Here is a 13,369-nt window from a genome sequence, read left to right on the forward strand (position 1 = left end):
GCCGGTGCCGTGCACCGGCGGACGGGTCCCCAGGGTTGCCCGTTCGGATCAGGCCGGAGTCGCGGGGCCGTGCCGCCCTCGAAGGCTGGCACGTCCGGCCGCCGGACCCAACCCCTGTCCGGCGTGTCGCGGGGTTCGAACGCCGCACGGGGCGACGCGGACGTGCGGAGCGGCCGGGCGACCGGCCTTCGCGGGCGTACGGAGCGAGTCGGGCGACCGGCCTTCGCGGGCGTACGGGGCGACTCGGGCGACCCCTCGGCGGACGTCGTGAAGAACACCGCGCTCGGCTCGTACTTCTGGTGCTCCGGCACCGAGCGGCTCATCTGCGCGGACCCCGCCAAGGTCAGGACGTACGCCGCCAAGGCCCCCGCGGCCGATCTCGTCGTCGTGGTCTCCAACTCGACGAAGTACGGCGGCGCGGGCTACTCGGGGCTCGGCTCCTCCTACGGCTTCGCCGGGGTCTCCACCCTCTCGTCCGACAACAGCCGGTCCAGCCTGATCGCCGCGCACGAGATGGGCCACTCCATCGGCCTGCTCGCCGACGAGTACACGTACGACACCTACGGCACGTACACCGGAGCGGAGCCCGTCGAGCCCAACTCCACCGTCCGCACCGCCGCGCAGCTGACGTCCGCGCAGGCCAAGTGGTACCGGTGGCTCGGCGAGAACGACCCCTCGGGCGGCACCGTGGGTACGTACACGGGCAGTTCGTACCATCCGCTGGGCGTCCACCGGCCCACCGCCGACTCCCTGATGCGGTCGCTCTCCACCACCCAGTTCAACTTGCCGGGCCGGGAGGCCATGATCAGCGGCTTCTACCGGTACGCCTCCTCGCTCACCACGGCCACCACCGCCACCACGGTGAGTCGCGGTCAGACGGTCACCGTGAGCGTCACCTCCCTGGCGGCGGGCCTCTCCCGGCTCGACCTGCGGTGGTACGTCGACGGCACCGAGGCCACCCAGGCGCACGGCTCGACGAGCGTGGTGCCGCAGCAACTCGGCGTCACCGCGGACGGGCAACCGCACACCCTCCAGGCGCGCGTCACCGACTCCACGGCCGCGCTGCGCGACCCGGCGGCCAAGACCGCCGCGACCGACACGCTGACCTGGTCGGTTGCCCCCTGATGTCCGGGGCGGTGCCGCCACCCGAACGGAAGCGGCACCGCCCGGAGGTTCGCGCGGACGGCGCCGAACCTGGGGATGCGGGAGAGTGGAGACATGGCACTGCACTGGAAGCTCGTCATCGACAGCAGGGACGCGCCGGTTCTCGCCGACTTCTGGGCCGCCGCGCTGGGCTACGAGGTGGAGGACCCGAGCCCGCTCGTCGCACGGCTGCTGGCCGCCGGACAGCTCCCGGAGGAAGCCGTCACCGAGCACGACGGCCGCAGGACCTTCCGCGGCTACGCGGCGATCCGCCACCCCGACGACCCGTTCGACGAGACCAGCGGCGTGGGGGCCGGGCGGCGGCTGCTCTTCCAGGACGTTCCCGAGGAGAAGTCCGGCAAGAACCGTCTGCACGTCGACATCCACAGCGAACCCGGCGGCCTCGACCGGCTGGTCGAGCGGCTGAAGGACCTCGGCGCCACCCCGGTCCGCGAGGTCGACAACGGACCGGCCGGACACTGGTGGATCATGCGGGACCCTGAGGGCAACGAGTTCTGCGCGGCGTAGGCCCTGACCGGCCCCGCCCCACGCGCCCCCTCGCCCCACGCGCCCCCTCGCCCCACGCGCCCCCTCGCCCCTCGCCCCTCGCCCCTCGCCCCTCGCCCCTCGCCCCGGACCACGGTCGGCCTGGGAGAACGCACCGGTCGAGTGGCAAACTGGCCGCGCGTATTCCATGCCGAGGGGGCCGCTGTGCCGATGATCCGTTCCATCCGCCGGGCGATGAGCCGGGCGGTCCGCCGCAAGGTCGACCTGAGCCACCCGGCCCGCTCCCCGCTCGGCAGTTCCGTCGTGAACTGCGTCTCGTACGAGGACGGCGTCCGGCAGCCCCTGACCGGTTCGCCGGAGGAGGCCCTGCGCCGGGTCCGCCGCTCCGGTCGCGGCTTCGTCTGGCTCGGCCTGCACGAGCCGGGGCCGGAGGAACTCGCGCGCGTGGCAGCGCTGTTCGACCTGCACCCGGTGGCCGTGGAGAGCGCACTGCGCGGCGGCCAGCACCCGAAGGCGGAGCCGTACGGGAAGGGGCTGTTCGCGGTCTTCCGGACCTGCGGCTACGTCGACCACGAGCATTTCACCGCCACCAGCGACGTGGTGGACACCGGTGAGCTGATGGTCTTCACCGGGGACGACTTCGTGATCACGGTGCGGCACGGAAGCCACGGTTCGCTCGGTCCCCTGCGCGAGGCCCTGGAGGCCGACCCGGACCGGCTGCGGCAGGGGCCGGCCGCCGTGCTGCACGCCGTGGCGGACCGGATGGTCGACGCGTACCTGGATGTCGCCGACGCCGTCCAGCACGACATCGACGCGGTGGAGACCGCCGTGTTCAGCATGGACGCCGGGCGTGGCGAGGCGGGCCGGATCTATCAACTCAAGCGCGAACTGCTGGAGTTCAAGCGGGCCGTCGCCCCGCTCGACCGCCCTCTGCAGGCGCTCGCGACCCGCCCCATGCCGACCGTACCGCCGGAGATACAGCCGTACTTCCGCGATGTCGCGGGTCATCTGACCCGGCTGAACGAGCAGATGGCGTCCTTCGACTCCCTGCTCGACTCGGTACTCCAGGCCCATCTCGCCCAGGTGACGGTCGGTCAGAACGAGGACATGCGCAAGATCACGGCGTGGGCCGCGATAGTCGCCGTACCGACGATGGTGTGCGGGATGTACGGCATGAACTTCTCGCACATGCCGGAGCTGCGGTGGACCTACGGATATCCGTTCGCGCTGGGGCTGATGGCTCTGGCGTGCCTCGTGATCCACCGGGGCTTCCGGCGCAACGGCTGGCTCTGACCGGGGGCACCGGGGCCGGAGGCACAGGACCGGGGGCACGGGGCCGGAGGCACGGGACCGGGGGCACGGGGCCGGTGGCGTTGGGCGGCGTCCCCTGCGTCGTTCCCGCCCGCGACGCGGAAGAAGAGGTGGACGGCCAGGTGAACAGGGACCTGCGGCGAGCGGCCGTGGAGGCCCTCGGCGCACTCGGGCGGAGCGACGACTGGCGCGACCGGGCGGACGCCGGCGCCTGCCTGGCGGGATTCGCCGAGATGCCGGAGGCCGTCGGTCCGCTGCTGGAGCTCGTGCTGGACCGGGGCGACACCTTCGTCACCCGGCACACCGCGCAAGGTCTGCTCCGACGGCGGGACCGGGCGGGGCTGTCGGTCGTCGCGTCCGCGCTGGCGGTGGCCGGCCCGAACCAGGGCGACTGGATCCACACCGCGGTCGTCGACGTGTTCGGCGTCTTGGCCACGGACCATGCCGAGGCGCTACGACTCTGCGAGGAGCTGGTGCGGGAAGCCGACGAACGCACCGCCCTGGGGGCGCGTCACCTGCGCGAGGCCCTGGCGGAGATCGATCCCGCACTCCGCCCCGTGCGGCACGGGGAGGCGTCCTGAGAGCCTCGGGCCTTCCGTACGGACGGGCCCGGCTCGCCCCGGATCGCCGATGCAGGCGCATCATCGCGAAGCGGGGCAAGTCGGGCTCGACCGTCAGACCTTCGGGCTTCCGGTCCGTCCGACACGGCTCAAGCGGCGTCGGCGCCCGTGAGGATGGACTCGATGAGGGCGAGCTCGTCCGCGTCGAAGTCCAGGTTGCGGCCGGCCTCCACACTGTTCTCCAGCTGGGCGACGCTGCTGGCTCCCACCAGCGCCGAGGTGACGCGCCCGCCGCGCAGCACCCAGGAGAGCGCCAGCTGGGCCAGTGACTGGCCCCGCTCCTTGGCCACCGCGTCGAGGGCGCGCAGCTTCTCGACCAGCGCGGGGGTGACGGCGTCCGGGGTCAGGAACGGGCTGGAGCCCGCCGCCCGGGAGCCCTCCGGGATGCCGTCGAGGTAACGGTCGGACAGCATGCCCTGGGCGAGCGGCGAGTACGCGATGGAACCGGCGCCGACCTCGTCCAGCGTGTCCAGGAGGCCGTCCTCGACCCAGCGGTCCAGCATCGAGTAGCGGGGCTGGTGGATGAGGAGCGGGGTGCCCAGGCTCTTGAGGATGGCCGCGGCCTCGCGGGTCTGCTCCGGCGAGTAGTTGGAGATGCCGGCGTAGAGCGCCCGGCCGGAGCGGACGGCGGTGTCGAGCGCACCCATCGTCTCCTCCATCGGGGTGTCCGGGTCGGGCCGGTGGGAGTAGAAGATGTCGACGTACTCCAGGCCGAGGCGCCCGAGGCTCTGGTCGAGCGAGGAGAGCAGGTACTTGCGGGAGCCCCACTCCCCGTACGGCCCCGGGCCCATCAGGTAGCCGGCCTTGGTGGAGATGACCAGCTCGTCGCGGAGCCCCACGAAGTCGGTGGCCAGCGAGCGGCCGAGGGCGGTCTCGGCGGAGCCGGGCGGCGGGCCGTAGTTGTTGGCCAGGTCGAAGTGGGTGACGCCGAGGTCGAACGCCCGGCGCAGGATGGCGGCCTGGGTGTCCGGCGTCCGGTCGCCACCGAAGTTGTGCCACAGGCCGAGGGAGAGCGCGGGCAGCAGCAGGCCGCTGCGTCCGGTGCGCCGGTAGGGCATGGCGGAGTAGCGGTCGGCGGACGGAAGGTACATACGAAAGGCTCCGCGAGGTTCGGTTCTCGGACGAGGCACTCCGGTCCGGGGTGCCAGGGGGCTCGCTCCGCGTCGGGTGTCCGCGGGGGAGGTCCGCCCCCAGGCTGACGGAGAAAGATCCAGCAGTCCAACGGAAAGTACCTCTGGGATTCATCACCTAAAGTGATGAATCATGGAATTGCGTCAGCTGGAGCACTTCGTCACCGTCGCGGAGGAGCAGCACTTCACCCGGGCCGCCGAGCGGCTCGCCGTCTCCCAGTCGGGTCTGTCGGCGTCCGTGCGGGCGCTGGAGCAGGAGTTGCGGACACCGCTGTTCAGCAGGACGACCCGGTCGGTGCGGCTCACGGAGGCGGGACGGGCGCTGCTGGTGGAGGCGGTACGGACGCTCGCCGGGGCACGCGCGGCCCGGGACGCGGTGGACGCCGTACGGGGGCTGCTGCGCGGCACGCTGACGGTGGGGGTCGAGCAGTGCGTGGCCGGGGTCAGTCCGGCACGGCTGCTGGCGGCGTTCCACCGGGAGCATCCGCACATGGAGATCCGGCTCCGCCAGGAGGGCACGATGAGCCTGCTGGACGGGGTGGCGGACGGTCGCCTGGACCTGGCGTTCGCGGCGACGGTGAGCCGGGTGGAGTGGCGCGGGGAGCTGATTCCGCTGGCGACCGAGGAGATGGTGGTGCTGTGCGCCGCCGGACACCGGTTCGCCGGGCTGCCCGAGGTCGAGTGGGGCGCGCTGCCCGAGGAGTCGTTCATCGACTTCCACCCGGACTGGGGCCCCCGGCGGGCCGCCGACGCGGCCTTCGCCTCGGCGGGGGTGCGCCGGACGGTGGCCCTTGAGGTGAACGACGTGCACAGCCTGCTGGAGCTGGTCCAGGAGGGGCTGGGCATCGCGGTCGTCCCGCGCCATTTCGCGCGCAAGCCGGAGGCCGCCCGGCTGGTCGCCCTGGACCTGGTGGTGCCGGAGGCGTCCGGTCCCGGGTCCGGGGCGCGGCCGGTGCGGTACGAGAGCGTGGTGGTCCTCCCGCCGCAACGGGCGACGAGCCCGGGGGCGCGGGCGTTGGTCTCGCTGGTGACGTCGGCGCCGGAGCGGGGCGAGGAGTAGCCGGCCGCTCGCCCCGGGAGGGTCCGCGCCCGGCGGCCCCGCCCGCACCCCGCCGCCCGGCGGCCCCGCCCGCACCCCGCCGGCCGACGGCTCCGTCGGCGCCCCTCAGTCCTCGTGGCCGAGTTGGAGGTCGCGCTCGGTGCGTCCGCCGCCGGCGACCTGGAGCACGGTGGCCACCGGCGGGTAGCCGGCCGCGATCACGGTGTACTCGCCGGAGGAGAGGTCCACGAAGCGGAACGCGCCGTCCGGGCCGGTGGTGAGGGTGGCGACCACGTTGCCGGCGGCGTCGAGGAGGGTGACCCGGGCGTCCTCGACGAGCCGCCCGCCGGAGGCGCGTACGACTCCGCGCAGCACCGCGCCGCCGGCCAGTTCGATGTCCTGGCGGGTCTCGCGGGCGGCCTGCACACTCACCGGCAGGGCGGCGGGCCGGAAGGCGGCGGCGCCGGCGGCGAGGGTGTACTCGCCCGCGACCAGTTCCGCGATGGTGTAGCCGCCGTCGTGGCCGGTCCTGGTGGAGGCGACGACCTCGCCGCGTACGTCGGTGAGGGTGACGGCCGCCTCCCGGACGGGGGCGCCGTCCGGGGTGAGGACCCGGCCGGTGAGGCGTCCGGCGCCGCCGAGCACGATGTCGAGGGAGACGGGCCGCTCTCCGACGGTGACGCTGACGGCCTGCGGCTGGTGCCCTCCGGCCGCGGCGATCAGGACGTAACTGCCCGAGCCGGGCACGCTCAGCGCGTACCGCCCGTCGCCGTCGCTGGCACCCCGGCCCACCTGGTGCCCCTGGACGTCGATGAGGGTGAGCGCGGCGCGGGGCACCGTGGTCCCGTCCTGGTGCTGGACACAGCCGCGTACCGGCACCCCGGCGACGTGGGCGACCACGACGGGCGCGGTCGCGGGTACGGGAACGGTGACGGTGACGGCGGCCGGGGCGCCACCGGCGTCGGGGACGGTGCGGGCGGCGGGGACCGCGGTGGGCTCGGCGGCGGCTTCGGGGCTGTGGTGGGACACCAGCGGTTTCTCCTTGAGGAAGAAGGCGAGGACGAGACCGGTCAGCAGGACCGGCACCAGGTAGAGGAAGATCCGCGGCATCGCGTCCACGTACGCCTGGATGTACGCGTCGCGCAGCGCCGGGTCCAGCGTGCGGATCAGCTGCGGGGTGACGGATTTCGCGTCGGGCAGCCCGGCGCCCGAGGGCAGACGGACCGCCAGGGCGTCCGCGAGGCGTCCGGCGAAGAGCGTCCCGAAGATCGCCGCTCCGACGCTGCCGCCGATCTGCCGGAAGTAGTTGTTGGCGCTGGTGGCGGTGCCGAGGTCGGTGGGGCGTACGGAGTTCTGCACCGCGAGCACCAGCACCGGCATGACGAGGCCGATCCCGATGCCGAGCACGGCCTGGGCGAGGCTGTACTCCAGTCGGGAGGTGCCGAGTTCGAGCCGGGAGAGCAGCCACATGCCGACCGCCGAGAGGGCGCTGCCGACGATCGGGTGGACCCGGTAGCGGCCCGAGCGGGAGATCATCTGCCCGGAGACGACGGAGGCGCCCACGATGCCGCCCATCATCGGCAGCATGAGCAGCCCCGATTCGGTGGCGCTCACACCGTCGACCATCTGGAGGTAGGTCGGCAGGTAGCTCGCCGCACCGAACAGCGCCACGCCGATGACGGCGCCGACCAGTCCGCTCACGTTGAAGACGGAGTCGCGGAAGAGCCGCAACGGAATGATCGGTTCTGCTGCTCGGGCCTCGACGGCGACGAAGAGCACGGCGGTGACGACCGCCCCGACGGCGAGCAGCACGATGGTCCGCGATCCCCAGGCGTACTCGGTGCCGCCCCAGCTGGTCAGCAGCACCAGGCAGGTGGAGGCGACGGCGAGCAGCGCGGCGCCCAGCACGTCGAGCCTCGGGCGGACCTTGGGCCGGGGCAGTTTGAGGACGACGGCGATGACGGCGAGGGTCGCCAGTCCGAACGGCACGTTGATGTAGAAGCACCAGCGCCAGGTGACGTGGTCGGTGAAGAACCCTCCGAGGAGCGGCCCCGCCACGGACGCCAGCCCGAAGACCGCGCCGATGAGCCCCATGTAGCGGCCCCGCTGCCGGGGCGGCACGATGTCCGCGATGATCGCCTGGACGCCGATCATCAGTCCGCCGCCGCCGATGCCCTGGAGGGCGCGGAAGGCGATCAGCTGGTCCATGGTGCGCGACCAGCCCGCCAGGGCGGAGCCGATGACGAACACGATGATCGCGAACTGGAAGACGCCCTTGCGTCCGAAGAGGTCGCCGAGCTTGCCGTAGAGCGGCAGCACGATCGTGGACGCCAGCAGATAGGCGGTGACCGCCCAGGACATCTTGTCGAGCCCGTGCAGTTCGCCGACGATCTTCGGCAGCGCGGTGGCGACGATCATCTGGTCGAGGGCGGCGAGCAGCAGGGTGAGCATCAGCCCGAGGAAGACCGTACGGACCTGACGGGCGTTCACCTCGCCCTCGGCCACCGCCGGCTCAGCCGCAGCCGGCGTCTCCGGTGCCCGCCGTCCGGGCGGCCCGGCCTGGACGGGCAACTCCTCGGTCGGGGTGTCGTCCGGCGGGTACACGGGCGGGCGCCCCGCCCGGTCCTCCCGGTCCCCCGACCCGTCCGGCCCGCCTTCGACCAGCGTGCTGCCACCCACCACGGAACGCTCCCCTCGTCGCACTGCGCCGCACATTTCTCGCATCAGGCGGGAAGGCGGGGCAAACGGCTTCGAGGGGCGTGTACGCCGTGCGCGGAGGCGTATCCGCCGGTGGGAGCGGGGTGGGGCGCGCAACAGGTTGCCCTGGAAAACCACTCGTTCCGGTGAGGCGGCCGACGCGCCGAGTGCCGGGCGGCGTACGGGGAACGGGACCGGCGCGCGGACGGCAGCGGGCGGCGTACGGGGGCCGGCGCGCGGACGGTGACGGGCGGCGTACGGGGGCCGGCGCGCGGGGGCCGCCGTACGGGAAACCTCGCACGGGAAACGTCGCACGGGGAACGCCGCGCGGGGTAAGCCGTACGGGGAACCGGGACCGGCGCGCGGACGGTGGCGGGCGGGCCCACCGTCCGGCGACGGGTCCTACTTCGCGGTCTTCTCGACCTCGGTGGCGAGGTTCTGGAGCAGCTCGTCGTAGATGCGGGCGAGCCCCTTGGGGGCGAAGGTCCGCTCGAAGAACCCTCCGATGCCGCCGGCGCCGTTCCAGACGGTGGAGACGACGGCCTTGGAGCGGCCCTCCCCGGCGGGGGTGACGATCCAGGTGGTGACCATCGAGGAGTTGCGGTCCTTCTCGACCAGCTGGCCGTCGGTCGGCTCGGTCACCTCCAGGAGGCAGTCGCGCACCCGCTTGCTGGTGGCCTGGAGCTTCCAGTGGACGAGGGTGCCTTCACCGTCGCCGCCCTCGCGGACCTCGTACTCGCTGAAGTGTCCGGGCAGCACCTTGCCCCGCACCTCCTTGTAGTCGGCCAGCGCGTCGAACACCGTCTCCGCGTCCGCCGCGATGGTCCGCTCCGTCGTGGCTTCGACCTGCGCCATGGCTGTTCCTCCAGCAGTCGGTTGATGAAAGACCCTGACTGAGCCAACCACCCCGGGAGGGTCCGCTCAAAATCGGGCCGGTGAACCTCCGGCCACACCATGCCCTCCCCCGCCGGCCACGAGTCGGCCCGAAGTCCTCCGGACGCTCGCCGGAAGGGCGCTCCGCACGATCAAGGGAACATATGTTCTATTGTCGGATTCGAGCCACCGAGGAGGTGCCGATGCGCTGGGACCACCTGGCCGAGAACACCCCGAACGCCACGGATGCCGGAGACACCACCGGCCAGGACGCCGGACGGGCGGCCGGGAACGGGCCGCGCGCCGCCGCCCTCTTCGCCGCCGACGCGGTCACCAGCCGCACCTTCGACACTCCTGAGTTCCGAGGGATGACCTTCCACGAAATCCGCGCCCGCTCGCTCGTGAACAGGGTGCCCGGGGCCTCCCGGATGCCGTTCGAGTGGACACTCAACCCCTACCGGGGCTGCAGTCACGCGTGCGTGTACTGCTTCGCCCGCAAGACGCACAGCTATCTGGACCTGGACACCGGGGCCGGTTTCGACTCGCAGATCGTCGTCAAGATCAACGCGGTGGAGCTGCTCCGGCGCGAACTGGCCTCGCCGCGCTGGCGCGGGGACCACCTCGCGATGGGCACCAACGTGGACTGCTACCAGCGCGCGGAGGGTCGGTACGGCCTGATGCCGGGCATCATCGGCGCCCTGCGCGACCACGCCAACCCCTTCTCGATCCTGACCAAGGGCACCCTGATCCTGCGTGACCTGGAGCTGCTGCGGCAGGCCGCCGAGGTGACCGAGGTCGGTGTCTCCGTCTCGGTGGGGTTCGTCGACCGTGAGCTGTGGCGCACGGTGGAACCCGGCACCCCGGCTCCCCGGCGCCGGCTGGACGCCGTTCGCACCCTGACGGAGGCGGGCATCGGGTGCGCTGTCCTCATGGCCCCGGTCATCCCGTTCCTCGGCGACAGCCCCGACCAGCTGCGGGCCACGGTCCGGGCCATCGCCGAGGCGGGCGCCACCTCGGTGACCCCGCTCGTGCTCCACCTGCGGCCGGGCGCCCGGGAGTGGTTCATGGCGTGGCTGGGCCGCCACCACCCGCACCTCGTCGCGCGGTACGAGCGGATGTACGCGGGCGGTTCGTACGCCCCGCACTGGTACCAGCGGCAGATCACCCGGCAGGTGCACGAGGTGGCAGCCGAGTTCGGCATCGGGCCGCCCACCCGGGGTGCCGCCCGGCGGATCACCCCGCCCGCACCGCGGGCCGGCGGCACGACCGGGACGGCTCCGGGCCCCACCCAGCTCACGCTTCTCTGAGACGGGTCCGCCGGCGCCTCCCGTCCGGATCGTGCGGGGCCGGGCCGTCTTCGAAGTGCCGTCTGCCGGACGACGCCTGGTCCGGCCCGGCCTCCGGCCGGACGATGCCACTTCGAAGACACGCCCCGGCGGGCCCCTCGGCGTGGTGTGACGCCGACCGCCGCCCGCGGGGAGCGGCTCAGGGCGACGGCTCACCCTCCGACGGCAACGGCCCGGCAGCGTCCCGACCGCCTCACGCTGACGCCGACCGGCCGCCCGTACGGGTCAACTCCGGCTCCGCCGTGTCCCTCCCCCGTCGATCGCGGGGAGCATCCGGCCGAGGCTGCGCCCTGAAGCAGCCGCGATCCCCAGCCCAGGGAGGCCGTATGACGAACCGTGCAAAGATCCTGGTCGCCGCTGGTGCGGTGGTCGCCGGTCTGGTGACCGGCGTGCCCGCGCCGGCGACAGCCGACACCGGCGCCGCGCCCGCGCCGCTGAAGTGGACCTCGTGCGCCACGGACGCCCGGCCGACGCTCCAGTGCGCCACGGTCCGGGCTCCACTCGACCACGACCGCCCGGACGGCCGGCAGGTCACGCTCGCACTGACCCGTGTCCCGCACACCGCGAAGGCCTTCCAGGGGCCGCTGCTGGTCAACCCGGGCGGACCCGGCGGCAGCGGGCTGAACCTGGCCGGATTCGTGGCCACCGCCCTGCCCGCGAAGGTCGCCGCCCAGTACGACGTGATCGGCTTCGACCCGCGCGGTGTCGGGAGGAGCACCCCCAGACTCGACTGCGTGCCGGGGTACTTCAGGCCGGTGCGCCCCGCGTCGGTCCCCGCCTCCCCGGCCGCCGAGCGGAAGGGCCGCGACCGGGCCGCCTCGTTCGCCGCATCCTGCGGAAGCAAGTACGGCGACCTGCTGCCGTACATGGACACCGTGAGCGCCGCCCATGACCTGGACACGATCCGCGAAGCCCTCGGGGCGCGGCGGATCAACTACTTCGGCTACTCCTACGGCACCTACCTCGGCGCGGTCTACGCCCAGCTCCACCCGGACCGGGTGCGGCGGTTCGTGCTCGACTCCGTGGTGGACCCCGAGGGCGTCTGGTACGCGGACAACATCGCCCAGGACTACGCGTTCGACGCCCGCCACAAGGCTTTCGCCGCGTGGGTCGCGAAGAACGACGCGACGTACCGCCTCGGTACGGACCCCGACGCGGTCGAGGCCGCCTGGTACCGGATGCGGGCGGCGGTCGCCGAGAAGCCGGCCGGCGGCAAGGTCGGGCCCGGGGAGCTGGAGGACACCTTCCTGCCCGGGGGCTACTACAACGGATACTGGCCGGCCCTCGCCGAGGCGTTCGCCTCGTACGTGAACGACGCCGACGGGACGGCGCTGCTCGCCGCCTGGGAACGGTTCGGCGAGACCGGCGACGACAGCAACGGCTACTCCGTCTACACGGCGGTCCAGTGCCGCGACGCCGCCTGGCCCCGGGCCTGGAGCACCTGGCGCGACGACGCGCGGGGAGTGGCCGCGCAGGCGCCGTTCATCACCTGGAACAACGCCTGGTACAACGCGCCGTGCGCGAGCTGGCCGGTGGAGCCGCTCAGTCCCGTCCGGATCTCCAACGACGCGGTGCCGCCGATGCTGCTCTTCCAGGCGACCGAGGACGCGGCCACCCCGTACGCGGGGGGCCTGAGCATGCACCGCAGGATCAAGGGCTCCCGCCTGGTGGTGGAGGAGGGCGGCGGGAACCACGGCGTCACCCTGAGCGGCAACACCTGCCTCGACACCCATCTCTCGGAGTACCTCTCGACCGGCGCCGTACCGGCCGGGACCGGCGACGCGGACGCGGTCTGCACGGCCCGCCCGGACCCGGAGCCGCTGCCCGCCGGGAAGGCGCCGCGCGCGGCGGACAGCGGAGCCGTCCCGGGCTCCGGCGGCGGGACCCTGCACGGGCTGCTCGGCTTCCGGGGCTGACCGGCGCGGGCCCGCCCGCGTCCGCGCGCGGGGCGGGCGCGGGGCGGGCGCGGGGCGGGCTCCCAGGAGGGCCGCCGACCGGCGCGGGAGGCGTACGGGCAGCTCAGGGCGGGGCCGTACGGTCCCCGGTCACCGGCAGCCGGCCGAGGGCGTGGGCGGCGGCGCCGGAGAGACCGGGGTGCGGCAGCGCCGACTCCAGGACGGGCCGGGCCCGGTCGTCGCCGAGCTGCCCGAGCCCCTCGACGCACGCCAGCGCCACCCGCCAGTGCGGCTTCTCGGGTGCGAGCAGCCCCTCCAGGGTGGCGATCAGCGCGGGAACCGACTCCGGGGCGCGCAAGGCGGTCAGCAGGCGCACGGGGTGGAGGGCGTACGCGGAGCGCAGGGAGTTGGTGGCGAGCGCGGCGGCCGCGCGGGGCGTGCGCGGGTCGCGCAGCTCGGCGAGGGCGTGCGCGGCGGTGGCGCAGCGCTCGGGGTCGCGGTGGTTGAGCAGCAGCACGAGGGCCTCGAAGGCCCGGCGGTCCCCGGCGCACCCGAGCCGGAAGGCGGCGACTTCCCGGGCCCAGAGGGGGCGGCCGGGTTCGACGAGCACCCGGGCGAGCTCCTCGCGATCGGCGGTGGCGGCGAGTCGCGCGCACTCCGCCTCCCCCGCCGCGCCCGCTTCGAGCCGCAGCCGGTCCGTGAACGACTCCGCGAGCGAGTCCTTGAGCGGATCCATGGGTGCATCCGTGCGCCCGGTGGGCACCTCCGTGCGCGATCCCGGCTCCTCGTTCATGACGCTCAGCGTATC

General features: G+C 73.5%; 11 protein-coding genes. 7 read left to right on the forward strand and 4 right to left on the reverse strand.

All coding sequences use genetic code 11. The annotated features are described in order from the left end of the window. Positions 1–123 precede the first annotated feature (123 nt). The 4 genes from ACFZAX_RS15080 to ACFZAX_RS15095 all read left to right on the forward strand — a co-directional run bounded on the left by ACFZAX_RS15080 (position 124) and on the right by ACFZAX_RS15095 (position 3,542). Complete coding sequence (locus ACFZAX_RS15080; RefSeq protein ID WP_390961852.1) at positions 124–1,125, forward strand: M64 family metallopeptidase; 1,002 nt, start codon at positions 124–126, stop codon at positions 1,123–1,125. 93 nt (positions 1,126–1,218) lie between these two features. Further along, positions 1,219–1,671: a VOC family protein gene (locus tag ACFZAX_RS15085; protein WP_390961854.1), complete on the forward strand. Its 453-nt coding sequence runs from the start codon at positions 1,219–1,221 to the stop codon at positions 1,669–1,671. 189 nt (positions 1,672–1,860) lie between these two features. Beyond that, complete coding sequence (locus ACFZAX_RS15090) at positions 1,861–2,943, forward strand: CorA family divalent cation transporter (RefSeq protein ID WP_390961856.1); 1,083 nt, start codon at positions 1,861–1,863, stop codon at positions 2,941–2,943. A gap of 140 nt (positions 2,944–3,083) precedes the next feature. Then, positions 3,084–3,542: a hypothetical protein gene (locus ACFZAX_RS15095; RefSeq protein ID WP_390961857.1), complete on the forward strand. Its 459-nt coding sequence runs from the start codon at positions 3,084–3,086 to the stop codon at positions 3,540–3,542. Positions 3,543–3,670: 128 nt separating this feature from the next. Here ACFZAX_RS15095 and ACFZAX_RS15100 read toward each other — a convergent pair whose 3' ends face one another. After that, a complete protein-coding gene (locus tag ACFZAX_RS15100) occupies positions 3,671–4,672 on the reverse strand; it encodes an aldo/keto reductase (protein ID WP_390961858.1) in 1,002 nt (333 codons plus the stop codon). Positions 4,673–4,844: 172 nt separating this feature from the next. On the opposite strand from ACFZAX_RS15100, the gene ACFZAX_RS15105 reads away from it, so the two are divergent. Then, positions 4,845–5,771: a LysR substrate-binding domain-containing protein gene (locus ACFZAX_RS15105; protein WP_390961859.1), complete on the forward strand. Its 927-nt coding sequence runs from the start codon at positions 4,845–4,847 to the stop codon at positions 5,769–5,771. A gap of 105 nt (positions 5,772–5,876) precedes the next feature. Here ACFZAX_RS15105 and ACFZAX_RS15110 read toward each other — a convergent pair whose 3' ends face one another. Continuing rightward, positions 5,877–8,432, reverse strand: a complete 2,556-nt coding sequence (locus tag ACFZAX_RS15110; RefSeq protein WP_390961861.1) for a DHA2 family efflux MFS transporter permease subunit — start codon at positions 8,430–8,432, stop codon at positions 5,877–5,879. Positions 8,433–8,849: 417 nt separating this feature from the next. Further along, positions 8,850–9,302 (reverse strand): SRPBCC family protein, encoded by a 453-nt coding sequence (locus ACFZAX_RS15115; protein WP_390961863.1) that lies wholly within the window; start codon positions 9,300–9,302, stop codon positions 8,850–8,852. Between the two features lie 221 nt (positions 9,303–9,523). On the opposite strand from ACFZAX_RS15115, the gene ACFZAX_RS15120 reads away from it, so the two are divergent. Next, positions 9,524–10,627: an Rv2578c family radical SAM protein gene (locus tag ACFZAX_RS15120; RefSeq protein WP_390961865.1), complete on the forward strand. Its 1,104-nt coding sequence runs from the start codon at positions 9,524–9,526 to the stop codon at positions 10,625–10,627. A 365-nt stretch (positions 10,628–10,992) separates the two neighbouring features. Next, positions 10,993–12,582, forward strand: coding sequence for an alpha/beta fold hydrolase (locus tag ACFZAX_RS15125; RefSeq protein ID WP_390961866.1), 1,590 nt, complete (start codon positions 10,993–10,995; stop codon positions 12,580–12,582). Between the two features lie 103 nt (positions 12,583–12,685). Here ACFZAX_RS15125 and ACFZAX_RS15130 read toward each other — a convergent pair whose 3' ends face one another. Continuing rightward, a complete protein-coding gene (locus ACFZAX_RS15130) occupies positions 12,686–13,297 on the reverse strand; it encodes a HEAT repeat domain-containing protein (protein ID WP_390961937.1) in 612 nt (203 codons plus the stop codon). Positions 13,298–13,369: the final 72 nt, after the last annotated feature.

This window comes from Streptomyces sp. NPDC008125 (genome assembly GCF_042957125.1).
In the GTDB taxonomy this organism is placed as follows: Bacteria; Actinomycetota; Actinomycetes; order Streptomycetales; family Streptomycetaceae; genus Streptomyces.

Bases quoted from the DNA above. Each gene is read 5' to 3' on its own strand.
- ACFZAX_RS15090 (WP_390961856.1), top strand. From the start codon at position 1,861: ATGATCCGTTCCATCCGCCGGGCGATGAGCCGGGCGGTCCGCCGCAAG.
- ACFZAX_RS15100 (WP_390961858.1), bottom strand. From the start codon at position 4,672: ATGTACCTTCCGTCCGCCGACCGCTACTCCGCCATGCCCTACCGGCGC.
- ACFZAX_RS15085 (WP_390961854.1), top strand. From the start codon at position 1,219: ATGGCACTGCACTGGAAGCTCGTCATCGACAGCAGGGACGCGCCGGTT.
- ACFZAX_RS15115 (WP_390961863.1), bottom strand. From the start codon at position 9,302: ATGGCGCAGGTCGAAGCCACGACGGAGCGGACCATCGCGGCGGACGCG.
- ACFZAX_RS15125 (WP_390961866.1), top strand. From the start codon at position 10,993: ATGACGAACCGTGCAAAGATCCTGGTCGCCGCTGGTGCGGTGGTCGCC.
- ACFZAX_RS15130 (WP_390961937.1), bottom strand. From the start codon at position 13,297: ATGGATCCGCTCAAGGACTCGCTCGCGGAGTCGTTCACGGACCGGCTG.
- ACFZAX_RS15105 (WP_390961859.1), top strand. From the start codon at position 4,845: ATGGAATTGCGTCAGCTGGAGCACTTCGTCACCGTCGCGGAGGAGCAG.
- ACFZAX_RS15120 (WP_390961865.1), top strand. From the start codon at position 9,524: ATGCGCTGGGACCACCTGGCCGAGAACACCCCGAACGCCACGGATGCC.